Raw genomic sequence first — 23,112 nt, 5'->3', positions numbered from 1 at the left:
TAATAGGGCGGATAGAGATATTCGCCCTAATTGCAATAAATGAGGAAACCATTATGAAAAAATGTGATTGTAACTGTAAATTTACCGAGGAGATCAAGAGCAGCAATACTGCAATATGGCTGTTTGCTGTTTGCAGCTTTCTCGCCGGCGTCATCGTTGGTTTTCTTCTTTCTCCCATAAAGAAAGGCGTAAAGATAGGCTGCAACAACGGCAACCAGACTTACGAAAAGGAAGCGCGTATGCTCCCGTATTACGATGACGACGAAATTAAATTCTGATAAAAGGAGTCAAATACAATGAACAAGTCATTAAGAAAGGCTATTATTGCCGGAAACTGGAAAATGAACAAGACACGTCCCGAAGCTAAGGCTCTTCTCGAGGCTATCAAGCCTCTCGTAGCTAATGCAGAGGGCAAGATCGAGGTAATTGCTTGTGTTCCTTTCACAAACCTCGAGACAGCTATCAATACAACAGCTGGCAGCAACGTAAAGATTGGTGCTGAGAACGTTCACTTTGAAAAGAGCGGCGCTTTCACAGGCGAAATTTCTGCTGATATGCTCACAGAGCTCGGTGTTGAGTACGTTGTTATCGGTCACAGCGAGAGAAGACAGTACTTCGGCGAGACAGACGAGACTGTAAACAAGAGAACTATTGCAGCTCTCGAGGCAGGTCTCAAGCCTATCGTTTGCGTTGGTGAGCTCAAGTGGGAGCGCGAGTGCAACATCACAGAGGAAGTTATCGCTCGTCAGATCAAGCTTGACCTCTGGTCACTCACAGCAGAGCAGGTAAAGAACGTAGTTATCGCTTACGAGCCTGTATGGGCTATCGGTACAGGTCTTACAGCTACTCCCGATCAGGCAGAAGAGGTTTGCGGATTTATCCGTGCACAGCTTGCAAAGCTCTTTGACAAGGCTACAGCTGATGCTGTTACTATCCAGTACGGCGGTTCTATGAATGCTAAGAATGCAGCAGAGCTTCTTGCAAAGCCCAACATCGACGGAGGTCTCATCGGCGGAGCTTCACTCAAGGCTGAAGACTTCAACGTGATCGTTCAGGCTGCTGTAAACGGCTAAGATAAACTGAAGGGCGGATTTTATCCGCCCCTATTTTAACTTCGCATTATGATATGATACTGAAAATAGATTATGAAGTTTTTAAACTTGTCCGAGCTGAGTCTGAACAGTTTTGGTTTGATCCATATACTTACCTTATCGTTGATAAGGACAGTGATGAGGCCGAGTTTATAGAAGATCCCATACCGTTTCCGTTCACTGAAAAAAACGAAGCCGAAAAAGCATATACTAAGACATTCGGTAAAAAGCCGGCACAGTTTTTTGAAAGTATAACAGATGAAAAGGAATTTCTGAACTGGTTCTGGGGAACTGTCGATGACGGCGGACAGAATCTTACGGATTATCGTATATTCGAGGATAAATACTCCTTGAAGAAGATCATTGACTGGTGTGAAAAAAACGGCATAAATTATTATGTTGATAAAAGCGATTGGTATTTAAAAAGTTTTATAGGAGGATAAATATGTCAAAAAAACCTGTAGCACTTATTATCATGGACGGCTTCGGTTACAATCCCGATACATACGGCAACGCTATAGCTGCCGCAAAGAAGCCTAACATTGACAAATACATGGCTGAGTGCCCCAATACTATCATCGGTGCCAGCGGACTTGATGTAGGTCTGCCTGACGGACAGATGGGAAACTCAGAAGTAGGTCACACAAATATCGGTGCGGGACGCATTGTTTATCAGATGCTCGTTAAGATATCCAAGGATATCAAGGACGGAACATTTTTCAATAACAAAGCTATTCTCGGCGCTATGAACAACTGCAAAGAAAAGGGCAGCGCTCTTCACCTTATGGGACTTCTTTCGCCTGGCGGCGTTCACAGCCATATGGAGCATATGTATGGTATCGTTGAAATGGCTAAGAAGAACGGTCTCGACAAGGTATATATCCATGCATTCCTTGACGGAAGAGACGTTCCGCCTTCATCGGCTGCTGAGTATATGGAAGAGGCGGTTGCAGAGCTCAAAAAGATCGGTCTCGGCAGGGTTGCTACCATTTCAGGCCGTTTCTACGCTATGGACAGAGACAATGCTTGGGACAGGGTAGAAAAGGCTTATGCTGCACTCGTTTACGGCGAGGGTGTTAAGGAGTCCGATCCTGTTCAGGCTATAAAGAACTCATACGCTAATGAAGTTACTGACGAGTTCATGCTTCCTACCGTTATTGACGGCGGAGCTCAGATAAAGGCTGACGACAGCGTTATATTCTTCAATTTCCGTCCTGACAGAGCAAGACAGATCACACGTTCTTTTGTTGATCCCGATTTCAGCGGATTTGAGAGAAGAAATGGCTTCTTCCCTGTAAACTTTGTGTGCATGGCTCAGTATGACGCAACAATGCCAAATGTAACAGTTGCATATCCTCCGGAGCAGCTTACAATGACAATGGGCGAGTATCTTTCAAAGCTCGGCAAGACACAGCTTCGTATCGCAGAAACACAGAAGTACGCTCATGTTACTTTCTTCTTCAACGGCGGCGAGGAGAAGCAGTTCGAGGGCGAGGACAGGATACTTATAAAGTCGCCTGATGTTCCTACATTTGACCTCAAGCCTGAAATGAGCGCATATGAGGTTTGCGACGCTGTATGCGAGGCTATCGATTCTGATAAGTATGATGTTATCATACTCAACTATGCAAACTGCGACATGGTAGGTCATACTGGTATTTTCGACGCAGCTGTAAAGGCTGTTGAAGCAACAGATACCTGCGTTGGACGCATGGTAGAAAAGATTCTTGCAAAGGGCGGTGCAGCTCTTATCACAGCCGATCATGGTAATGCCGACAAGATGATGGAGCCCGACGGAAGCCCGTTCACAGCTCATACAACGAATCCGGTTCCGCTTATTGCCGTAGGCGTTGAGGGAGAGCTTATCGAAGGCGGCGTACTTGCAGATCTTGCACCTACAATGCTTGATATAATGGGAGTTCCACAGCCTGCTGAAATGACAGGAAAGAGCTTGCTGAAGAAATAATAAAAAAGCGGATCAGCTGATCCGCTTTTCTGTTACATAAGGTTAACTTCAATGGTTGCAAATACTAACAGAATATGCTATAATGATTAAAGTTTGTCATAGGAGATAAGATATGTCTTACAAAGGAATCAAAATTGCAGCCTTGATATGTGTTTTGCTGCCTTTTGGCGGCTGTAAAGCAGAGAAAACAATTTCAAAACAGGAAAATGTTGTGTCGGGTACCCGTGATGTGTTTGCAATGGACACATATATGAATATGACAGTATATGGTGCAAATGCCGAAAAAGCTCTTGACGAAGCCGAAAAGCGCATTTTTAAGCTTGAATCGGAGCTTTCAGCCACATCTGATACAAGCGAGATATGGAAGCTTGACCATTCAGACGGAAAAGCGGTTGAAATGAGCGAGGATACAGCCGAACTTATAGGAGAAGCGCTTGATATGTGCGGAAAGACTTATGGCTGCCTTGATATCACTGTCTACCCCATCCTTAAGGAGTGGGGATTTACAACAGGGGAGTACAGGATCCCTGAAAAAGCCAAAATTGATGAACTGTTAAGCAAAGTTGGCTATACTAATGTCAAAAAAGAGGGAAAAAGCATAAAGCTCCCCGAGGATGTGCAGATAGACCTGGGCGCAGTCGCAAAGGGCTACACCAGTGATGAGATACTCGATATAATGCGTTCTTACGATGTAAGGTCGGCGATAATAAATCTCGGCGGCAATGTTCAGACTCTCGGGAAAAAGCCTGACGGTTCTGACTGGAAGATAGCTGTACGCGACCCGTTTCAACCCGAAACAGATATGTGCGTTGTGGAGACCTCAGACAGGTCGGTAATAACCTCGGGAAACTATGAACGCTTTTTTATTGGCGATGACGGCAAGAGGTACTGCCATATCATTGACCCTGTTGACGGCTATCCTGCTGATAACGGTTATGTTTCTGTTACGGTCATTGGCAGCAGCGGCATCGTATGCGACGCGCTTTCAACTGCTGTTTTTGTTGCGGGAACGGAAAAAGCTCCCGAAATAATGAGAGATTTTGCGGATTATGAGTTCATTGTCGTAACGGACGATGAAAAAATACATTTTACACAGGGAATTTCAGAGCATTTTAAGAATATAAGCTCAATGCCTGCCGAGGTGATAGCGTTTGACTAAAGGTGTAAAGATAATAGGAGCAGTTGTCCTGTTGCTGCTTATAGGCTCTGTTATAGCTATGCTACTTAATTTCAGGGAGTCGGATAATACGTATGTCAGTATATTGCAGAATAACGAGGTCATATACTCATTTGACCTCTCTGAGGAAGAGGACAGGACATTTCGTATCGAATCTCCTCAGGGCGGCTGGAATGATGTAAAGATAGAGGACGGCAGAATATGTATTGTCGATGCAGACTGCCCTGACAAGACCTGTGTCCATACGGGATATCTTCGCTCTGAGGGAGTTCCTATCGTATGCCTGCCTCATAAGCTTGTTATAAGGTTCTCGGATAAGGAGAGCAGCTGACATGAAAGCAGGAAAACTTACGAGATTAGCTCTTCTTACAGCTTTGGCGCTAATAATATTTATAGTTGAGCTGCATTTTCCGAATCTGATACCGCTTCCCGGAGTCAAGCTTGGACTTGCCAATATTATAACGGTCTATGCGGTGTACAAGTACAGCCCTAAGGAAGTTGCTCTTATAGTTGCTGCACGACTGATTCTCGGCGCTTTTTTCGGCGGAAATGTCTCGGCATTGATGTACAGCGGCGCAGGTGCGGCGCTTTGTCTTGCTGGTATGCTGCTTATTAAAAAGGTGATACCATACAGATACATATGGCTCAGCAGCGTGGTCGGAGCGATCCTGCACAACACAGGACAGATAATAGTTGCAGTATTGGTCGTCGGTTCTTTTGCAGTAGTTTCGTATTATCCCATACTTATCATTTCGGGCTGTATTGCCGGAGCTTTTACAGGTATATGTGCTCAGCTGCTGTTAAAGCGCGACCTGCCTGAAAAGCGTTCCGATGTTTGAATACCATTAAAGAGGTGAAATAATGAATCCGATGAATGTTTTTAAGCTCAAGGGACTTCTTGACAGATTCAAGGATAATCATCCGAAGGTGCCGCTTTTCTTCAAGGCAGCGGCAGGAACTGTACGGGAGGGGAGCGTTATCGAGATCAAGGTTATATCCCCCGAAAACAAGACTATCGTTACAAATTTCAGGGTGAATTCCGAGGATATCGCTCTTGTGAATGAGCTGAAGGATTTAGTGTGATAAATTTATACCATAAATAAAAAACGGAGAACTTTTATAAGTTCTCCGTTTTTATGTTATTACTTAGCAGGCATTGTGCCTTTTTTCAATAAGAAGAGCTGGATCGTAAGTGCGTCATTTGTTGTAACGCCCTCAGTTGAATCACAGTCTGCGTTGAGCTTGCCCTGCTTAGTTATGCAGTTTGTGCTTGTACCGTCAATACCGAACTTGTTCGGATTTGCAAGCGACTGCATGATAAGAACAGCGTCAGACATATCTACCTGACCGTCGCAGTTAGCGTCGCCGTAAACGATATTATCGTTAGAAGCAGCAGCGCCGTTGCCGTTTGAGCTCTGACCCGTCTTGTCAGTAGTTGTTGTTGTGACAGTCTTGTCCTTTGTTGTAGTTGTAGTTGTTACAGAAGGCTTTGTTGTGGTAGTAGTTGTTTTTTCTTTATCCTTGTCCTTTTCAACAACATACTCGCTGCCGCCTGCTGTAGTTCCGTCAGGTTCTGTACCCCATATGAGCTTATCACCTGCGTAAAGTGTTACCTTATCAGTGATAGCAGCAGCTGAGTTATCGTCTTCAAAGCTTACAAGGTCTGCGTAGCTGTAGTCGTTTGAAGAATCCCACTCAGGGTAAGTATTTGTCTCAGGATCCATTTTTGTTGTAAGAGCGAACTGGTATACACGGCTGCCGTAGAACTTGCAGTCCTTCCATGTAACGTCTACATAGTATGTACCCTTGTCGTCATACTTGACAGGATCGGAAAGTGTGGCGTGTGACTTGTTGTTTGTGTATCCTGCTTCCTGATCGTAGTCGATACGCGGAACAAGATAGTCAACATCGTATCCGTTTTCAAGAAGCTCTGAGATGTTGAAGAAGTATCTTGCCTTGACATCACACTCGAATCTCGGAGGATTGATCGTTCTGTTGTGGAGAACGAGCTTGAGCTGGATACCGTCTGCCTTCTCCTGTGCCTTACCGCCTGATACGAAGTAGCCAACAGGAAGTGGATCGCCGTCTTCGTCTACCTGATCGTAGCCGATAGCGTTCTCAGACATATTGAAATCTTCGATGATGTAGTTTTCCTTTTCGTACTCCTTGCCCTCTGCACCGTAGTAGTGATAAAGTCCTGCAAGGTCTCCGCAGAAGCCTGCGTTATAGTCGTCAGTAACCTCGTTGTAGATGTAGTCCTTTGTTTCGTCAACGTGATTGTCCTTGAGGTCAGGACCGCCAACGAGAGCGCCCCAGAGGGTGTGTACTTGGATTATCGGATCATCCATGCTCTGTGTAGCTGAGCAGTGTGATGAACGGTGATGCGGATGTGAAGCGAAGTTGTACTCATAACCTACTTCGTAAGAGTAACCCATCGGGTTGTTTCCGAGGATGTATTCCATCTGAGCCTTTGCCCAGGGGAGGAATGTATCGTCGCCTGTGGTCTTTGCATATACGCATGCACAGAGTCCTGCAGCTGTATTGTAACGAGCTGAACCATAGCCTGAAACAACTGCCCAGCCGTAAGGAGACTTAGCGATGAAGTCGCCGCTTGTTTCGCTGTCAGGAAGATCAGGGATCTTATCGCAGGTCATCGGCATATTCCAGAGATAATCGTCTCTGCCGAAATACTTATGACTGTGTACAGGCTCATAACCCCAGTTTGAGCAGTCTTCTGTCTTTGAACAGCCTGACCAGAACTCGAGATTGTAACGGAAGATGTACCAGTCACGTGCGAGGTTTGTTACAGGAGCGAGCTTTGCGAAAACTCCGCCCCAAACAGTATCCCAGCAGTGAACCCAGATATTCTGCCAGCAGTTACCTGTATCAGTAATGATACGCTTCATATAGCCTGTGTAAGCGTAAGAAGGCTGCTGACCGGTTTGAGCCTGTTCATCATATGAACCGCTGTCAGAAATCGGCTTGGAAGTATCAACTGCGATAATATCGTCTATATAATCATAGTTTTCGGTACAGTAGTAGAGCCATACAGCAGCCCATGCAAGTTCATCGTAGTCATAGCTGGATGTATAGAAGCCGCCATCGTAACCAAGGCTTGAGTTGCTGGGAACCATACCGGGCTTCCACTCCTCAACGTGAGTCTCTACAGCAAAGTCATAGAGAGCCTTTGCGTACTTGAGACACTCATCAGCGTAGTCAGGATCAGTATCCTTGAAGTTGAGGTAATTTATAGCAAGTGAAGCAGAAGCGCCTGCACACTGGTCTGAAGCGGGCATTTCCGTTGTAGCGAAGTAAGCAGGACGCTTAACAGCGCATGATGAGGAAGCAACCATTGTATTATCCTGCTGAAGCTCAGGCGGACACCAGTAGTTGTGGTCGTTGTTACCCTCTCCGACCTGATAGCAGTAAGCAACTACGTTTCCGTCGTCATCAAGGAATGTTGCCTTCATGAAATAGTCGTTGATCCAGCGGAGCTCGTCTTCAACGTGCTTCTGAAGTCCGAGGTCAATATAAGAATCGCGGAACTCATAATAACCCCAGCCTACTGTAGAAGCAGAGTAGCTTCCGGGGAGACCGAACTTTACGTGGTCACCTGCGTCGTGCCAGCCGCCTGTGAGGTCGAGAGTGCCGTTTCCGTCGGGATCGAGATATTTCTTGTTCTTCTCGATGAATGAAGAGCTCATGTTTACGCCGACGTAGAGGTCGGGATCGTCGTCGCCGAGATTTGGCTTAGCCTTACCGCTGTCGCCCTGTCCGAGACCCTGATCTTCCTTGAGCTGATCGTCAGTCTTGCCCTTGCCGACTGTAGGCATCGGGCTCATTGGCTGGAGCGGAATCTCAGCGTCGATAACGTGACAGTTTGAACGCCATGAGTAGTAGCCGTCGTCAGCGACCTCATCACCACACTTGTTTGCGTCGTAGAAGCACAGTGCAAGCTGCAGAGCTTCTGCGTAGTTGTGGTAATTGTTTGTCTTGCCCTCGGTGATAACCTCGGCGTTTGCGCCTGTTGCTATACTGCTCGTCATAAGAGTTGCAGCAGCAGACAGGCAGGCTAATGATTTTTTGAGTATCTTCGCCTTGTCCATTAAAATCTTCCTTTCAAGAGTAATTTTTTTGAACTCCGTCCTGCCTGGGACAAAGTTCTTTTTCACGTTTTATTTGAGCAGATTCTTCCCCTTAAGTCTGTCAAAAACAATATTGTATCCGTCATTTCCGTCCTTGAGAGAACGGTTGACTCTGCTTATGGTAGCTGTGCTCGCGCCTGTTTCGGTTACGATACTGTTGTAAACGCGGTGCTCGTCGAGAAGTCTTGCAACATGAAGCCTCTGAGCAAATGATTTGAGCTCGATGCTTGTGCAGAGATCGTCGAAGAACTTATAGCAGTCGTCAACTGATTCGAGTGTGAGGATAGCTTCAAAAAGCAGATCCATGCTTTCAGATTTTATTTTACCGATCATAATTAATACTCCAATCTGCCTCAAAGGCATAATCTGACAATTTCTTACTTTACATTTTAACACATTATTCCGTAAAAGTAAAGTCCTAATTTTTGTTTAAAAGAATTTACCCGGAACTTGAATAAATATATAATAAGAAGTAAATTACACCTTTGTGTATATCATACCACATTCTTAACAAAAAGTAAAGACATATTTCTCATTTTTAAAAAATTTGGCGTTACATACCAAATAATAACAACTTTTCGTGTATTTCAACAATAATTCACGTCAATTAACTGTTAAAGCGTATAATTTGTATGAGCATTTAATCAGATGTTGTTTAATATGATAAATTCATTTTATCTCTGTAATACAGGGGTTGAATTTTTGTTTGTTTTATAGTATAATGATTTAGAACACTTTTGTTCACGAGGATATGATACAAGAAGAAATGCGGTGATTTTATGGAACAAACCATTAAAAGTGATAAAAATATAGAGGAAGCCAATATTCTTTATACGGTTGCCATGAGAGGTCTTGTTGCATTCCCGAAAATGGTAATGCATTTTGACGTTTCGCGCAGCAAGTCAATGGCGGCTGTCGAGCGCTCACTGAAGGAGGGCGGCAAGCTTTTCCTTGTTACTCAGCATGAGGCTTACATTGACAATCCAAAAGCTTCAGACCTTTACAAGGTAGGCGTTGTCGCTGAGATAAAGCAGGTTCTGAAGCTGCCCGACAATGTGATGAAAGTTCTTGTTGAGGGAATCTACAAAGCTAACCTTGTAAGACTCATCGACGACGGGGAAGTTCTGAAAGCGGAGGTAAAGCATACTCCCACGTATTCAAGGGCAAAGTTCGACGAGGTGGAAGCTGAGGCGCTCATGCGCTCTATCAAGGACGTTTTTGAGAGATATGCTTCATTTTTCCCGAAAATGCCAAAGGAACTGCTAAGCTCCATAATGACTCAGGATTCTCCTTTGAAGCTTTTTGAGACAGTGACCTTCAACTGCAATCTCAATTATCGTGATAAGCAGACTCTCCTTGAGGAGACTAATATAATAAACAAGCTTTCCGTGCTCTTCGCCTGTCTTACATCAGAGGTGGAGATACTCGAGCTTGAAAATCTTATCAACGAACAGACGAAAAACAGCATAGACAAGGGTCAGAAAGAGTTCTATCTCCGTGAGCAGCTTAGAGTTATCCAGGAGCAGCTCGGCGAGGACGAAGGCGAAGAAGCATTCGGCTATATCAACGATATAATGGACCTCAAACTGGACGAAAAGAGCAAGGAAAAGCTGCTTAAAGAAGCTGACAAGCTTACAAAGCTGCCCCCTGCGTCACAGGAGGCATTTGTTATCAAGAATTACCTCGATACAGTCCTCGATCTTCCGTGGGGAAAGTACACAAAGGCGAAGCTTTCCATGGACAAGGCGGAAGCTGTACTCGAAAAAGACCACTACGGCTTGAAAAAAGTCAAGGAGCGCATACTCGAGTTCCTTGCCGTACATATGCTCAATCCCGAGATAAAGGGACAGATAATCTGTCTTGCAGGCCCTCCAGGTATAGGAAAGACTTCGATAGCAAAATCTATTGCGAAGGCTATGGGCAGAAAGTATGCAAGGGTCTCTCTCGGCGGCGTTCGTGATGAAGCCGATATAAGAGGCCACAGAAAGACATACGTAGGAGCTATGCCGGGTCGTGTGATCACTGCCATAACACAGGCTGGCTCCGCAAATCCGCTGATACTTTTCGATGAGATCGACAAGCTCTGCAGCGATATAAAGGGTGATCCCTCGTCAGCAATGCTTGAAGTCCTCGACTCGGAGCAGAACTATGCTTTCAGAGACCACTTCATAGAAGTTCCCTTTGACCTGAGCAAGGCGGTTTTCATAACTACAGCCAATAATGTCAGCGCTATACCTGCACCTCTGCTGGACAGAATGGAGGTAATAGAGCTCCCGAGCTATACTGCGGAAGAAAAGTTCCACATCGCAAAGGAACATCTTGTGCCAAAGCAGCTCAAGGAGCACGGTCTTAAGGCTTCACAGCTGAAAATAGCTGATGACGCTATAAACGAGCTCATACAGTACTACACAAAGGAAGCGGGCGTGCGTTCCCTTGAAAGATGCATAGCTTCCCTTTGCAGGAAGACTGCGAAGAAGATAGCTGCCGATGAGATAAAGAGAACTACTATAAAAGCAAAGGACCTCAACGGGCTCCTCGGAATAAGAAAGTATACAGGCGATCTTTCGTCGAAAAAAGATCAGGTCGGTGTTGTAAACGGTCTTGCATGGACTTCCGTAGGCGGAGTTCTCATGCCCATAGAAGTTCTGATAATGAAAGGAACGGGCAAGATAGAGGTAACGGGCTCACTGGGCGACGTTATGAAGGAAAGCTCGAAGATAGCTGTGAGCTTCGTAAGAAGTATCGCGGAAAAGTACAAGATAGATCCTGATTTCTACAAGGATAAGGATATACACATACACGCTCCCGAGGGAGCTGTTCCGAAGGACGGTCCGTCGGCGGGCGTTACCATGACAACAGCGCTTTTATCGGCGCTTTCTGGCATAAAGGTAAGGTCCGATGTGGCTATGACAGGCGAGATAACACTTCACGGAAAGGTGCTTCCCATAGGCGGTCTGCGTGAAAAGACGATGGCTGCTTACAAGGCAGGCATAAAGAGAGTGATAATCCCCGTGGAGAACAAGCCTGATCTTGAAGAAGTTGATCAGGTCGTCAAGGACGCAATAGAATTTGTTTTTGCGTCCGACCTCAAGGACGTTTTTGACGCGGCTCTTATCAAGTGACCAGGGAGGAAGTCCAAGTGAAGCTTAATTACAATAAGGCTGAATTTACGGCTGCATACGGAAAGTTTTCGCAGATACCCTCCTCCGACAGGATAGAGATAGCTTTTGCGGGACATTCCAATGTGGGCAAGTCAACGCTGATAAACAAGCTTTTTAACCGTAAAAACCTTGCAAGAGTGAGCTCTGTCCCGGGCAAAACAGCTACAATAAACTTTTACGGGCTCGATAATATATATTTTGTCGATCTTCCGGGATATGGCTACGCAAAGGTGGCAAAGTCTGAAAAGGAACGATGGGCCGGACTTATCGAGGGTTATCTCGGCTCTGACAGGGATATAAGACTTGTTTTCATGCTCATAGATATGCGCCATGCTCCAACAGCTGATGACGTACATATGATAAATTTCCTTATTGATACGGAAATGCCTTTCGTTCTTGTGCTTACAAAAGCCGACAAGCTCGGCAAGACCGAGCGCGAAAAGCGCATGGAGGCTTTCAGGAGCGAGATACCCTGCTTTGAGGATATCCATACCATACCGTTTTCATCACAGACCTTTGAGGGAGTGGAAGAACTCAGGCAGATAGTTGAAGACATTGCTGACGACAATGACGTCGTTGCATAATAAAACAAACCTGAAAGGATGTTAAAAATGTTTGTATCCGAAAATTTGAGCGTCAATTCCGCAGGACATCTCACTGTCGGCGGAGCTGACACGGTGGAGCTTGCCAAAGAATACGGCACTCCGCTCTATGTCATGGACGAGCAGGTAGTCAGAACCAGCCTGAGACGTTTCCATGACAGTATGAACAAATACTACGACGGCAAAGGTGAAGTCCACTACGCCAGCAAGGCATTTTCCTGCATGGAGATGTGCAGGATAGTCGCAAGCGAGGGCGACGGACTTGACGTTGTATCCATAGGCGAGCTCTACACAGCAGTCAAGGCAGGCTTTCCAATGGAAAAAGTGGGTTTCCACGGCAACAACAAGACCGACGAGGAGCTTGAATACGCTTTAAAGGTCGGTGTGGGACATATTATCGTCGACAATATAAGCGAGCTTCACAGGCTCGAAATAATAGCCGAGAAGAGCAATTCTCAGCCAAAGATAATGTTCCGTATCAAGCCCGGCATTGACGCCCATACCCATGATTTTGTAAAAACAGGACAGATCGACAGTAAATTCGGTTTCGCTCTTGAAACAGGCGAAGCTTTTGAAGCTGTAAAAGAGGCGGTAAGCTGCAAGAATGTAAAGCTTGTGGGACTTCACTGCCATATCGGTTCACAGATATTCGATATCGCTCCCTTTGAGGAAGCTGCAAAGGTAATGCTCAGATTTATCGCAAAAATAAAGAATGAGCTCGGCTATAAGATCGAGGGACTCAACCTCGGCGGCGGTTTCGGGATCAAGTACGTTGACGATAACGACCCCAAGCCGTTTGAGCTGTATCTCGAAAAAGTCTCGGAAGTCGTAAAAAACGAATGCAAGTCTCTCGGTATCGACCTTCCTAAGATGTTTATCGAGCCGGGACGTTCCATCGCAGGACCTGCCGGTATAACTCTTTATACTGTCGGCGCACGCAAGGAAATACCGGATATAAGGACTTATGTCTCTGTAGACGGCGGTATGGCTGACAATCCGAGATATATCCTTTACGGCTCCGAGTACGACGCTGTTGTTGCCAATAAAGCAGGGGAGGAAAGAACCGAAAGAGTCACAATTGCCGGAAGGTGCTGCGAGAGCGGTGATCTTATCGGTGAGAATATGCCGCTCCAGCACGCTGAATCGGGCGATATCATCGCTGTTTGTGCAACAGGAGCTTATAATTATTCAATGTCCTCCAATTACAACAGGCTCCAGAAGCCTGCGATAGTTTTCGTTAACAACGGAAAATCGAGGATAGCGGTCAAGAGAGAAACTCTTGACGACATTATCCGCAACGATATATAAAAACAAGGCGTGAAAGAAGTGATTATCCTTCTTTCATGCCTTTTTTTCGTATTTTTTTCCCTGCCATGTATCGAGCTCGGCAAGTCTTTTGTCGATACCCCCGAGAACGGCTATCTTGTCTGCGCTCCACATGGGAGCTATGAGCTTTGACTTGTCTCCGTCGCCGGTAATACGTTCGATCACCGTTTCGGGAGGAAGTATTTCGAGCTGTTTTGCGATAATGCCGATATATTCGTCTCTTTCAAGGAGCTCGAATTCGTTTCTTTCATACATTTCGGCAAGAACTGTACCTTTTATTACATGAAGCATTTGCAGCTTTACTGCTTCGGGAGCGAGCCTTACAGCTTCTGCTGCGGTTTTTAGCATCATTTCGGGAGTTTCAAATGGGAGCCCGTTGATAATGTGTATACAGGTTCGTATCTTTCTGCGTCTGAGCTTGTAAAAGCCTTCGCAGAACTCCTCATGAGTGTAGCAGCGGTTTATCAGCTTTATTGTACTTTCGTGGCAGCTTTGCATACCAAGCTCGACGGTGAGGTCGGTCTTTGAGCTTAATTCCGCAAGTAATCCGACTATTTCGTCGGAAAGGCAGTCTGCGCGTGTTCCTATGGAGATACCGCATACGTTCGGGAAATCCAGTACTGAGTAATACAGCTTACGCAGGACCTCGGCAGGAGCGTAGGTGTTTGTATTTGCCTGAAAATATGCTACAAATCGTGCGCTTTCGCCGTATTTGCCGCATATCCTTTCCTTTTCCCTTGCGAGCTGTGAGATTATATCGCAGCCGCCGTGTGTGAAATATCCGCTTCCGCCGTCGCAGAAAATACAGCCGCCTGTACCCTTTGTTCCGTCGATATTCGGGCATGAAAAGCCGCAGTCAAGGACGGCTTTATATATTTTATGACCATAATGAGATCTGTTGTAATAATTAAGTGTATGATAACGCTTGTTGTCGTCGGAAAATTCAAATGGACTCCTTTTCATATTATCTCTCCTTGTGAAATTATGTTATCATATTCATTAATAATTGTCAATAATTAGTGTACAAAAAATAATATCGCAATATATGGCTTGTTTATCTATTGACATTTTGCACAAAGTGAGTTAAAATAAAAGAGTATCAAAAAAGAGGTAAAAAGCTGTGGATAAAAATATTGTACTTATCGGTATGCCCGGAGTAGGTAAAAGCACGGTGGGAGTTATCCTTGCAAAGCTTCTGGGCTGCAGATTTATAGATACCGATATCGTCATTCAGGAGCATGAAAAGAAGCTTCTGAAGGAGATCATCGCCGAAAAGGGAATAGACGGCTTCATAGAAACCGAAAACCACATTCTGAGCGGACTTAAAGCCGAAAAAGCTGTTATTGCCACTGGCGGTAGCGTCGTTTATGGCGGCGAAGCTATGAAAAATCTCTCCGGAAACGGTATTATCGTTTATCTGAAGCTTGATTACGGTAAGCTGAAATACAGGCTCGGAAACATAAAAAACAGGGGAGTAGTCATAAGAGAGGGACAGTCCCTCAGCGGTCTTTACAAGGAACGTGTCCCTTTATATGAGAAATATTCCGATATTATCATTGACGAAAACGGCTGCAATGTTGAGAAAACAATAAATAAAATTATCAATGAACTTCATAATTATTTGTGAACAATGCATAATCAACGACTGATAAAAAGTCCTTTTTGCACAATTTTATATTTTGCTTTAAAAATGGCTTTGACTTTTAGTAGATTGTGTGTTATAATGTACAATAGGATTAATATTATAAGTAATTATAAGACTTCCGCGCCCTCTGTGCAGCTGTGCTGCTCTGGCTTTCGGATATCGGAAAGGAATCAAAATGTCTAAAATAATTGCTGTTACTTCAGGAAAAGGCGGAACAGGTAAATCTACCGTCTGTGCAGGAATTGGTTACACTCTTGCAAAACAGGGACACAGAACGCTCATTATCGAGCTGGACTTCGGTTTGAGATGTCTCGATATCATCTTCGGCGTCGAAGAGAATATCAGATATGATCTTGGCGACGTGCTCAGCGGCAAAAAGACTGCCCTTGAAGCTGTTGCCCAGATTCCTATGGCTTCAAACCTTAATATCCTCTGCGCTCCCAAAACGCTTACCGCCGTAAGCGCTGAGCAGATCGTAGAGATATGCCGTTCTGTAAAGAAATATTTCGAGTATATCATTATCGATACAGGTGCGGGTATCAACTCACACGTATTCGATATTGTTGAACAGGCAAATCTTATCCTTGTGATATCTACTCCCGATCCTGTTTGTATCAGAGATGCAAGTCTGATGTCCGACGAGTTCTATAACAGAGGAAACAAGAGCCAGCGTCTTATCATAAACAAGATCAGCAAGAAGATAATCGGCGCAGAGCTTATCTCCAACCTCGACGAGATCATTGATAAGGTGGGAGTTCAGCTTATCGGCGTGATCCCCGACGACTTCAAGATGACAGTCGCTACGGGAAAGGGCAATCCGATACCGACAGACAGTGAAGCACTCAAGGCTTTCGACGCTATATCCAAACGTCTCGGCGGAGAATTTGTTCCGCTTACAGTAAAGACAGTCTAAAACATGAAATAATTCCGCTCAGCGGGGAAAGGGTATAAAAATGAAAATCGCAATTATAGCACATGATGCGAAAAAAGAGCTTATGGTACAATTCTGCAGCGCTTACTGCGGAATCCTTTCAAAGCATACTCTCATTGCTACAAATACAACAGGCAAGCAGGTAAGCGAAGCTACAGGACTTCCCATCAAGAGATATCTCAGCGGTCAGGGAGGAGCTGAGCAGATACTCGCGCTTCTTTCCTGCAACGAAGTTGACGTTCTTCTCTTCTTCCGCGATCCTATAAATCCGAAGGCAGCAGACGTTCACGGAATGAATCTTCTCAGACTCTGTGATGTTCATAACGTGCCTGTTGCAACAAACATCGCTACCGCAGAAGCGCTCATCCTTGCCCTCGAAAGAGGCGACCTGGATTGGCGTGAAGTCGGTAATCCGAGTATCTAAAACTTCAATTGTCCCTTTTAAAGGGACAATTTTCATGTAAAAACAAACAGGAAAGGCTTGAAATATATGGCAAATAATATCAAACGCCCAAACGGAACAGAGGACGTTCTGCCAAAGGATGTCTATAAATGGCACACCGTTGAAAAAATAGCCCGTGAGACTGCTGAAAGCTTCGGATTTTCCGAGATAAGGATTCCTACCTTTGAAAATACGGATCTTTTCCTGCGTTCTGTCGGCGAAACTACCGATGTCGTTCAGAAGGAAATGTACACCGTTAAGGCTAAGGAGACCGAATTTACGCTCCGTCCCGAGGGTACGGCAGGCACTATCCGTGCTATGCTCCAGAACGGACTTCTCAACGAGGCTCTGCCGCAGAAGGTATACTATATGCTCTCATGCTTCCGTCATGAGCGCCCTCAGGCAGGCAGACTCCGCGAGTTTCACCAGTTCGGAATCGAAATGGCAGGAAGCGCCGCTCCGTCCGCAGACGCTGAGGTCATCCTTCTTGCCAAGACTATACTTGACAGGCTCGGACTCAGGAATATCGAACTCCACATAAACTCTATAGGCTGTCCTGCCTGCCGTGCAAAGTATCACGAGGCGCTCCGCGCTTACTTTGAGCCCCATAAGGAAGAGCTCTGCGATACCTGCAAGGAAAGACTCGTCAAGAACCCTATGAGACTGCTTGACTGCAAGAGCCCGATATGCAAGGAGATAGGCAAGAACGCTCCGCTCATACTGGATTACCTCTGTGATGAATGCAGGGAGCACTTTGAAGCTTTCAAGAAATACCTTTCGGGCTTCGGTATCGAGTATATCGTCGATCCGAAAATAGTCCGCGGACTTGATTATTATACAAAGTCGGTATTTGAGTTCATAACCACCGAGATCGGCGCACAGGGAACTGTCTGTGCAGGCGGAAGATATGACGGCCTTATCGAACAGCTTGGCGGACAGCACGTTCCAGCACTGGGCTTCGGTATGGGCTTTGAGAGGATACTTCTCGTTATGGACAAGCAGGAGTGTGATTTCCTTACACCCAAGACCTGCGATATCTATTTCGCAACTATGGGCGAGGCTGCACTTACTAAGGCTATGGAGCTTGTAAAGGGACTCCGCGAATTCGGCTACCGTGCAGAATTTGACCTTATGGGCAGAGGAATAAAGCCTCAGATGAAGTACGCTAACAAGATCGGCGCTGTTTATACTATGGTCATCGGCGATGACGAGCTTGCAAGCGGAAAGGCCAAGCTGAAGGAAATGGAAAGCGGCAATGAAACAGAGCTTCTTCTCAATGATAAATTTACCGCTAATTTTGAAAACGAATACTTTAATAAAATGCTCGATACAATGGACGATGAATCAGGTTCGTTGTTTTCATTCGCAGGGGAGGACAAATAAAATGGCAGATAGTATGAAAGGTCTCAAGCGCACACATTATTGCGGAGATGTGACCGAAATAGGAAAAGAAGTCGTAGTAGGCGGCTTTGTTGACAGAATAAGGGACAAGGGCGGCGTTATCTTCATCGTCCTCAGAGACAGGACAGGCGTTGTACAGCTTCTGTTCAACGATGAGACAGACCGCGAACTGTTCGATAAGGCAGCGACCTGCAAGAGCGAGTATGTTCTTATGGCTAAGGGCGTGGTCCGTGAGCGTGAAAGCAAGAACGACAAGCTGAAGACGGGCAATGTTGAAATATTTGTCAGCGACCTCAGGATACTTGCAAAGGCTCAGACCCCTCCTTTCGAGATAGTAAACGAAACAAAGGTAAACGACGAGCTCCGTCTCAAGTACCGTTACCTTGACCTCAGACGCGCACCGCTCCAGCAGAATATCATCATGCGCCATGAGATCGCAAAGGTGACACGTGAGTACTTCTATGAGAACGGATTCCTTGAGATAGAGACCCCTATGATGATGAAGTCAACTCCCGAGGGCGCAAGAGACTATCTTATCCCTTCAAGAGTTCATCAGGGCAAGTTCTATGCTCTGCCTCAGTCGCCTCAGATCTACAAGCAGCTTCTTATGGTATCTGGATATGACAGATATATCCAGCTTGCACGCTGCTTCCGCGATGAAGACCTCAGAGCAGACCGTCAGCCCGAATTCACTCAGATAGACCTTGAGATGTCATTTGTTGACGCAGAGGATATCCAGGAGTGTGTTGAGGGCTTCATTCAGAGAGTATTCAAGGAAGTCATAAATGTTGATGTTCCCACTCCGCTCCCGAGACTTACATTTGCGGACGCTATGAACCGTTACGGCTCCGACAAACCTGATACGCGCTTCGGCTTTGAGATACAGGATATCACAGATACCGTAAAGGATATTGACTTTGTTGTGTTCAGGAATGCTATCGAAGAAGGCGGTTCTGTACGTGCTATAAATGTAAAGAACGGTGCTGCTACATATACACGTAAGGAGATCGACAAGCTCGTCGAACACGCAAAGGGTATCGGAGCAAAGGGACTTGCCTATATACGCTGGGCTGAAGAGCCTAACTGCTCGTTCAAGAAGTTCCTTGCTGACGGCGACCTTGAAAAGATATGCGCTGCCGTTGATGCACATGAGGGCGACCTTGTTCTTATCTGTGCTGACAAGACAAAGACCGTCCTTGCAACTCTCGGTGCAATAAGACTTATCTGCGGCAAGAGAATGGAAGTTATCCCCGAGGATCAGTATAATTTCCTCTGGATCACAGAAATGCCGTTCTTTGAGCACGACGATGAAAACAATACCTGGGTTGCCGCACATCACCCGTTTACTATGCCGATGGAGGAGTGTCTCGGATATCTTGACACCGATCCTGCAAATGTACGTGCTAAGGCGTGGGACCTCGTTCTCAACGGAACAGAGCTTTCAAGCGGATCTATGCGTATCACCGATTTCGAGCTCCAGCAGAAGATGTTTGAAGCTCTCGGCATGACAGACGAGGAGATACAGGCAAAGTTCGGATTCCTTGTTGACGCATATCGCTACGGCGCTCCGCCTCACGGTGGTATGGGAATCGGTCTTGACCGTCTTGCAATGATAATGTGCAAGGCTGACAGCCTCAGGGATGTAACTGCATTCCCGAAGGTACAGAACGCAAGCGAGCTTATGTCAGAATGTCCGTCTGCTGTTGACGACGAAAGCCTTGAGGTCCTCGGCATAAGCGTTGTGAAAAAAGAAGATGAGTAACCGCTATTACGCTGTCTGCGGAATACTCGATATCGATGGGAAGATACTTTTTGTAAGGCATACATACGGCGCTGCAAAGGAGCGTATCCTTATTCCCGGCGGATATCTGAAAGAAGGCGAGCTGCCGTCTGACGCGGTCAAAAGAGAATTTCTTGAGGAAACAGGCGTAAATGCAGTTGCTGAGTCTGTTTTTGCAGTTCAGTTCCGCGCAGAGCAGTGGATAATCGTTTTTCGTCTCAAATATATATCGGGCGAGCCTCATTCCGACGGATATGAAAACAGCGAGGTACTTCTCCTCACTCCTGAGGAGGCTGTAAAACGCAGCGATATAACCAATATGAGTCGTGCTATACTTAATGCGTATATAAACGACTGTGAAAATACTCTCGAAAAAGGTGACTATAAGTCTATTTCCCTTAAAGCAGGGGAATATGAGATATTCGGGGTTTAATCAGCCTAAAAAAACAAAATATTTCAAAGATTTTTATTGACTTTTTTCTTGAATAGTAGTATAATATTAACTATAGGTTTAATAATTTTGTAGGGAGCTGTCTGTAGGTTAGCTCCCTTTGTCTTTATTGTTAGGCTTTATTAACCGGATAGCTATTGACTATTCACAGAAAGAATGCTATAATCAAATCATCAAATGACCGCTGGTCATTTTTAAGGAGGCGTATCTATGGCGTCGGAAGCTGTAAAAAAGATCCTTGAAGCTGAGGCTCTTTCTGACAAAAAGAATGCCGAAGCACGTAAGCAGCGTGACGATATAATCAGCTCTGCTTCGGGGAAATCGTCGCTTGCTATACAGAAAAAGCTCAGTGACGCGCATTCGGAGCTTTCAAAGCTAAAATCGGAATACGATAAAAAGCTTGAGGAATACAAGAAAAATGCCGAAGCCGAGTGTCAGAAAAAGATCGACAGTATCAGACAGCAAGCCGAAAAAAATATGGGTAAGGCTGTTGACGAGATAATCAACCGCTATTTCTGAAATCCGACCTTGTAAAGGAGAGTGATGTAATAAATGGCGAAGCTCAAAATGAAAAAAATAGAGCTCATAGCTATGCTGACAGACAGCAAGAAGATAATAGAGCTCCTTCAGCGGCGCGGCGTTGTTGAAATAACCGAAAACGACGACGAAGAGCTGGAAAATACAAACGTTACGGCAGTTGTGGGCGAGTTTGACAAGTTCAGGAACACGGCTGTGCAGGCGCTTGAGATAATCGACAATTATGCTCCCGAGAAAGCTTCAATAAAAGACCTGCTCGGCGGAAAGACCGAGGTCGAAAAGCATGAGTTCGGAAAAGAAGCCATGCACATGGAACAGGTCATGGGAGCAGCAAACGAAATAATCAAAAATCAGCGAATGATAAACGATTCCGCAAATTCAGCCTCGCAGCTTCAGATAAAATGCGATATGCTCGGGCGATGGGAGCCTCTTGACGTTCCGCTGAATTTCAGGGGAACTGCCACGACCTCTGCGTATATTGGCACATTGCCGTACCTTACTACTGCGGAGGAGCTTGAAGAAAAGCTCCCGGAGAATTGCAGCGTTGAGGTCATAAGTTCCACAAAGGATCAGACCAATGTGTTTATCATCTGCAGCAAGGAAGCTTATGATGAGGCAGGGGATACGCTCAGGAAGCTTGCTTTTGCTCACATTTCCGAGCCGGAAAGCAGGACTCCGAAAGAGCTTATCTCGGCATACAGCGATGAGATAGATAAGCTTAACTCAGACGCTGAAAAAGCAAAGGAAAATATCACAAAGCTTGCCGAAAACAGGCAGCAGCTCAGGTTTGTTATAGACTATCTGCAAATGAGAAAGGAAAAGTACGACGCACTCAGCGATCTCGGCTTTACCGAGAATACCTTTGTGCTGAACGGCTATATCCCTGAAAAGTTTACCGAGAGCCTGAAAAATGAGATAGAAGCAAAGTACACTGCGGCTATAACCTTTACCGATCCGTCGGAGGACGAGGACGTGCCTGTCCTGCTTGAAAACAGCAAGTTTTCAACGCCTATAGAGGAGATAACGAAGATGTACGCCATGCCCGGAAAAGGCGATGTGGATCCTACTCCCATAATGTCGTTCTTCTATTATCTTTTCTTCGGAATGATGCTTTCCGACGCAGGATACGGACTGCTTATGGTCATAGGAACAACAATAGCCCTCAAGAAGTTCAAGCTTGAGACCACTATGAAGAAAACGCTGACAATGTTCCGTAACTGCGGCGTATCCACTGTATTCTGGGGAGCTCTTTTCGGCAGCTGGTTCGGCGATATCGTACAGGTCGTAGCAAGGAACTTCTTTGATAAGGAGATCGGCAGTATCGCCCTTTGGTTCGAGCCTCTTACAGATCCTGTAAAGCTCCTGCTGGTATCTTTCGGACTTGGCATACTCCACCTTCTGCTCGGTGTGGCGGTCTCGTTCAAGATGACATGGGATACAGGCAAAAAGCTTGACGCAATATTCGACGCATTGCCTATATATCTTATAGTTCTCGGCATTGCACCTGTTGGTGCGGGAATGTTTGTGACTGTTCCGAAGACGCTAACTGACATAGGACTCTATATGCTTATCGCAGGCGTAGTGATCCTTGTACTTACGGCAGGAAGAACGTCGAAATCCATATTCGGCAAGTTTTTCGGCGGCCTGTACGCACTTTACAATACAGCTACGGGCTATTTCGGAGATATCCTTTCATATTCCCGTCTGCTTGCACTGGGACTTGCAACTGGTTCGATTGCGAGCGTTATAAATCTTATCGGTACAATGCCGGAAAACAAAATAGTAAAGCTTATCGCACTGATCATAGTATTTGTGGTCGGTCATCTTGCGAACCTTGCGATCAATCTGCTCGGAGCATACGTCCATACAGACAGACTGCAGTTCGTTGAGCTTTTCAGTAAATTCTACACCGGCGGCGGACGTGAATTTTCACCGCTTACGGTAAATACTAAGTATATCAAATTCAAGGAGGAAAATACAAATGACTAACGGATTAGTATTAGCTTTAATAGGAGCTGCACTTGCAGCGCTTCTTGCAGGAATAGGTTCTGCAAAGGGAGTAAGCCTCGTGGGTGAGGCAGCTTCGGGAGTTGTTTCCGTTGACCCTTCAAAGTTCAGCAAGGTGCTCCTTCTCGAACTTCTTCCCGGTACTCAGGGACTTTACGGACTTATCGCTGCAATGTTCATTCTTATCCGCACCAATGTTCTCAGCGGAAACGCAGCAGAGCTTACAGTTCAGCAGGGACTCGGTTTCCTTGCAGCTTCGCTTCCTATTGCTATAGTCGGACTTATCTCCGGTATCATGCAGGGAAGAACAGCTGCGGCAGGCGTAAGCATTACTGCTAAGAAGCCTGATCACAACGGTAAAGCTATCATCATGGCAGCTATGGTCGAGACATATGCTATCCTTGCACTTCTTATATCAGTTCTCATGATATTGAACATAGGCGTATAATG

The 23,112-nt window shown here is 45.6% G+C and carries 23 protein-coding genes; 20 read left to right on the top strand and 3 right to left on the bottom strand.

Annotated features, from left to right (window positions below):
- Window positions 1-53: 53 nt before the first annotated feature.
- From IKW96_RS03400 to IKW96_RS03365, 8 genes are all read left to right on the top strand, one after another.
- Complete coding sequence (locus tag IKW96_RS03400) at window positions 54-278, top strand: hypothetical protein (RefSeq protein ID WP_296570273.1); 225 nt, start codon at window positions 54-56, stop codon at window positions 276-278.
- Between the two features lie 18 nt (window positions 279-296).
- On the top strand, window positions 297-1,073 hold the full coding sequence (gene tpiA / locus IKW96_RS03395; RefSeq protein ID WP_294751062.1) for a triose-phosphate isomerase: 777 nt from the start codon (window positions 297-299) through the stop codon (window positions 1,071-1,073).
- A 53-nt stretch (window positions 1,074-1,126) separates the two neighbouring features.
- On the top strand, window positions 1,127-1,534 hold the full coding sequence (locus tag IKW96_RS03390) for a hypothetical protein (RefSeq protein WP_296570271.1): 408 nt from the start codon (window positions 1,127-1,129) through the stop codon (window positions 1,532-1,534).
- Between the two features lie 2 nt (window positions 1,535-1,536).
- Window positions 1,537-3,057 (top strand): 2,3-bisphosphoglycerate-independent phosphoglycerate mutase, encoded by a 1,521-nt coding sequence (gpmI, locus tag IKW96_RS03385; protein WP_296570269.1) that lies wholly within the window; start codon window positions 1,537-1,539, stop codon window positions 3,055-3,057.
- A gap of 112 nt (window positions 3,058-3,169) precedes the next feature.
- Window positions 3,170-4,216: an FAD:protein FMN transferase gene (locus IKW96_RS03380; protein WP_296570267.1), complete on the top strand. Its 1,047-nt coding sequence runs from the start codon at window positions 3,170-3,172 to the stop codon at window positions 4,214-4,216.
- Complete coding sequence (locus tag IKW96_RS03375) at window positions 4,209-4,565, top strand: NusG domain II-containing protein (protein ID WP_296570264.1); 357 nt, start codon at window positions 4,209-4,211, stop codon at window positions 4,563-4,565. Before IKW96_RS03380 ends, IKW96_RS03375 begins: the two co-directional genes overlap by 8 nt.
- 1 nt (window position 4,566) lies before the next feature.
- Window positions 4,567-5,073: a Gx transporter family protein gene (locus IKW96_RS03370; RefSeq protein ID WP_296570262.1), complete on the top strand. Its 507-nt coding sequence runs from the start codon at window positions 4,567-4,569 to the stop codon at window positions 5,071-5,073.
- Window positions 5,074-5,095: 22 nt separating this feature from the next.
- A complete protein-coding gene (locus IKW96_RS03365) occupies window positions 5,096-5,317 on the top strand; it encodes a hypothetical protein (protein WP_296570260.1) in 222 nt (73 codons plus the stop codon).
- 59 nt (window positions 5,318-5,376) lie between these two features.
- Here the strand turns inward: IKW96_RS03365 and IKW96_RS03360 are convergent, their stop codons facing one another.
- Window positions 5,377-8,340 carry a glycoside hydrolase family 9 protein gene (locus tag IKW96_RS03360; protein WP_296570258.1) on the bottom strand — a complete coding sequence of 988 codons (2,964 nt, stop codon included), beginning with the start codon at window positions 8,338-8,340 and terminating at the stop codon, window positions 5,377-5,379.
- A 69-nt stretch (window positions 8,341-8,409) separates the two neighbouring features.
- Window positions 8,410-8,712, bottom strand: a complete 303-nt coding sequence (locus IKW96_RS03355; RefSeq protein WP_296570256.1) for a YerC/YecD family TrpR-related protein — start codon at window positions 8,710-8,712, stop codon at window positions 8,410-8,412.
- A 446-nt stretch (window positions 8,713-9,158) separates the two neighbouring features.
- Here IKW96_RS03355 and lon point away from each other — a divergent pair, with 446 nt between their 5' ends.
- Genes lon through lysA form a run of 3 tightly spaced genes read left to right on the top strand, consistent with a single transcriptional unit; the run spans window position 9,159 to window position 13,450 of the window.
- A complete protein-coding gene (lon, locus tag IKW96_RS03350) occupies window positions 9,159-11,501 on the top strand; it encodes an endopeptidase La (protein ID WP_296570254.1) in 2,343 nt (780 codons plus the stop codon).
- 17 nt (window positions 11,502-11,518) lie between these two features.
- Window positions 11,519-12,124 (top strand): ribosome biogenesis GTP-binding protein YihA/YsxC, encoded by a 606-nt coding sequence (gene yihA, locus IKW96_RS03345; protein ID WP_296570252.1) that lies wholly within the window; start codon window positions 11,519-11,521, stop codon window positions 12,122-12,124.
- Between the two features lie 27 nt (window positions 12,125-12,151).
- Window positions 12,152-13,450, top strand: coding sequence for a diaminopimelate decarboxylase (gene lysA, locus IKW96_RS03340; protein ID WP_296570250.1), 1,299 nt, complete (start codon window positions 12,152-12,154; stop codon window positions 13,448-13,450).
- A gap of 33 nt (window positions 13,451-13,483) precedes the next feature.
- Here the strand turns inward: lysA and IKW96_RS03335 are convergent, their stop codons facing one another.
- Window positions 13,484-14,431: a TIGR01212 family radical SAM protein gene (locus IKW96_RS03335; protein ID WP_296570248.1), complete on the bottom strand. Its 948-nt coding sequence runs from the start codon at window positions 14,429-14,431 to the stop codon at window positions 13,484-13,486.
- Window positions 14,432-14,588: 157 nt separating this feature from the next.
- Here IKW96_RS03335 and IKW96_RS03330 point away from each other — a divergent pair, with 157 nt between their 5' ends.
- From IKW96_RS03330 to IKW96_RS03290, 9 genes are all read left to right on the top strand, one after another.
- On the top strand, window positions 14,589-15,095 hold the full coding sequence (locus IKW96_RS03330; protein ID WP_296570244.1) for a shikimate kinase: 507 nt from the start codon (window positions 14,589-14,591) through the stop codon (window positions 15,093-15,095).
- Window positions 15,096-15,288: 193 nt separating this feature from the next.
- On the top strand, window positions 15,289-16,026 hold the full coding sequence (locus tag IKW96_RS03325) for an AAA family ATPase (protein WP_296570241.1): 738 nt from the start codon (window positions 15,289-15,291) through the stop codon (window positions 16,024-16,026).
- A gap of 40 nt (window positions 16,027-16,066) precedes the next feature.
- A complete protein-coding gene (locus IKW96_RS03320) occupies window positions 16,067-16,468 on the top strand; it encodes a methylglyoxal synthase (protein WP_009984662.1) in 402 nt (133 codons plus the stop codon).
- 66 nt (window positions 16,469-16,534) lie between these two features.
- Complete coding sequence (gene hisS / locus IKW96_RS03315) at window positions 16,535-17,869, top strand: histidine--tRNA ligase (RefSeq protein WP_296570239.1); 1,335 nt, start codon at window positions 16,535-16,537, stop codon at window positions 17,867-17,869.
- A gap of 1 nt (window position 17,870) precedes the next feature.
- Window positions 17,871-19,649 carry an aspartate--tRNA ligase gene (aspS, locus tag IKW96_RS03310; RefSeq protein WP_296570237.1) on the top strand — a complete coding sequence of 593 codons (1,779 nt, stop codon included), beginning with the start codon at window positions 17,871-17,873 and terminating at the stop codon, window positions 19,647-19,649.
- Window positions 19,642-20,100, top strand: a complete 459-nt coding sequence (locus tag IKW96_RS03305) for an NUDIX hydrolase (protein ID WP_296570235.1) — start codon at window positions 19,642-19,644, stop codon at window positions 20,098-20,100. The genes aspS and IKW96_RS03305 overlap by 8 nt, the downstream gene beginning before the upstream one ends.
- Window positions 20,101-20,328: 228 nt before the next feature.
- On the top strand, window positions 20,329-20,637 hold the full coding sequence (locus IKW96_RS03300) for a hypothetical protein (protein WP_296570233.1): 309 nt from the start codon (window positions 20,329-20,331) through the stop codon (window positions 20,635-20,637).
- 33 nt (window positions 20,638-20,670) lie between these two features.
- Window positions 20,671-22,644 (top strand): V-type ATP synthase subunit I, encoded by a 1,974-nt coding sequence (locus IKW96_RS03295; RefSeq protein WP_296570231.1) that lies wholly within the window; start codon window positions 20,671-20,673, stop codon window positions 22,642-22,644.
- The gene (locus IKW96_RS03290; RefSeq protein WP_296570228.1) at window positions 22,637-23,110 is read left to right on the top strand and encodes a V-type ATP synthase subunit K; all 474 of its coding nucleotides are present in this window, start codon (window positions 22,637-22,639) and stop codon (window positions 23,108-23,110) included. The genes IKW96_RS03295 and IKW96_RS03290 overlap by 8 nt, the downstream gene beginning before the upstream one ends.
- Window positions 23,111-23,112 lie beyond the last annotated feature (2 nt).

This window comes from Ruminococcus sp. (assembly GCF_017549005.1).
GTDB lineage: Bacteria > Bacillota > Clostridia > Oscillospirales > Ruminococcaceae > Ruminococcus.
Note: the sequence above shows the minus strand (reverse complement) of the source record. Positions and strands in the feature narration are given on the sequence as shown.